Origin of the sequence: Moorena sp. SIO4A1 (assembly GCF_010672065.1) — a bacterium.
Taxonomy (GTDB): Bacteria; Cyanobacteriota; Cyanobacteriia; order Cyanobacteriales; family Coleofasciculaceae; genus Moorena.
Genome location: NZ_JAAHHX010000865.1, coordinates 1 through 1,231 on the forward strand (window position 1 = coordinate 1; position 1,231 = coordinate 1,231).

3 protein-coding genes are annotated in these 1,231 nt (G+C 44.5%); 1 reads left to right on the plus strand and 2 read right to left on the minus strand.

Features of this window, described 5'->3' with window-relative positions:
- Nucleotides 1-196: hypothetical protein (locus tag F6K53_RS43620; RefSeq protein WP_293087008.1), on the plus strand; the 196-nt coding region annotated here is incomplete at its 5' end.
- Between the two features lie 20 nt (nucleotides 197-216).
- Here the strand turns inward: F6K53_RS43620 and F6K53_RS43625 are convergent.
- Together F6K53_RS43625 and F6K53_RS43630 are read right to left on the minus strand one after the other, a co-directional pair.
- Nucleotides 217-759, minus strand: coding sequence for a hypothetical protein (locus F6K53_RS43625; protein WP_293087011.1), 543 nt, complete (start codon nucleotides 757-759; stop codon nucleotides 217-219).
- 194 nt (nucleotides 760-953) lie between these two features.
- Nucleotides 954-1,231, minus strand: a 278-nt coding sequence (locus tag F6K53_RS43630; RefSeq protein WP_293087014.1) for a hypothetical protein, incomplete at its 5' end; no start/stop codon positions are given.

Here is a 1,231-nt window from a genome sequence, read left to right on the forward strand (position 1 = left end):
CATCCGGATTACTAATCGGGTTGTCGTTACCAATGGTGACACTGGCGGCACCACTAACGTGATAATTATTGGTGTTAGGGTTACTTATGGTGCTGGAAACCATGGCTGTGCCATGGATACTGGAAATGCGATTGGCCAATGGCCTCAGCTTCCGCGCTTATGCGATCGCTTAAATCTGCTGAGGGATTGTCACTAATGGTGCTGGTAGCCATGCTGCTACTGCTGACCATTACCACACCGCCACGCCTTGTCGCCTGTTCCGTTAGCGTGGCTTTTGGCCAAGGGATTGGGACTAATCATGTTAGTAGCCGTCGCACTGCTACTGATCTTGACGAGAGGGTCATCTGGGTCTACTGTTCGATGACTACTAATTTCAATCTTGGTGATATTCGCGGTTGTTCCATCTTGAGGCTGAATTTCGAGATCAAACACTTGGTCAATGTCATCAAAATCTATAATTCTTTGACTCTCTATAGGGGGCTTGACGTTAATCGGGCCATTGGTGATATCCAAATCACCAGTAGTAGCCAAATCTTCACCAGTTTCAAGGTCATCTAGGGGAGAAATCACTACAATCCCTTGACTAGTAGCACCAGTGTGGTCTTCTTGGTTTGGATTTGGTTGTAGATTGCAAAGGGAATCAAGCACAGAACAGCTATTGTTTATCATCGAGGTTTCTACTCGAACGTCAACAAAGAAATGAGATGGAGATTCCCTGATTGACTTTTTCCGGCTACCCAGGTCGAGTAGCCAGCACATTTTTCACTTTGTCAGTCTAAATTCTATCTAGGTGATCAAATTATTGCTCTCGAATGCAAGAAAAATTCACCTTTTCTGTTCGCGTAGCGGCTCGTACCGAGCATCGCGTAGCGTGGCCCAAAGGCCAATCACGACAGGGGGATGGTGCCCTTTATCCATCAATTTTCTGTTTACACTCCCAAACCGCTAGAGGTTTAATTCCCGGAGCGTCCATTACCGCTTTGATTTAATAAATATTCCCAAATCCGTCGTATTTCCTCTTGATTTTGGCGAATCTCTGCTTGACTTTGACGAATTTCCTCTTGACTTTGACGTTGATAGGTTGCCAAATCCGAAAACAATTTTAAGGTCTCATTCAGAGAAACTCGTAATTGAGTAATTTCTGCTTGATTTTGCTCGATGGTCTGAGAGTGACGATTAATGTATCGTGCTGCTGTCTCTAACAAGTTCTCTACTTGAGTTAATCTTTCTT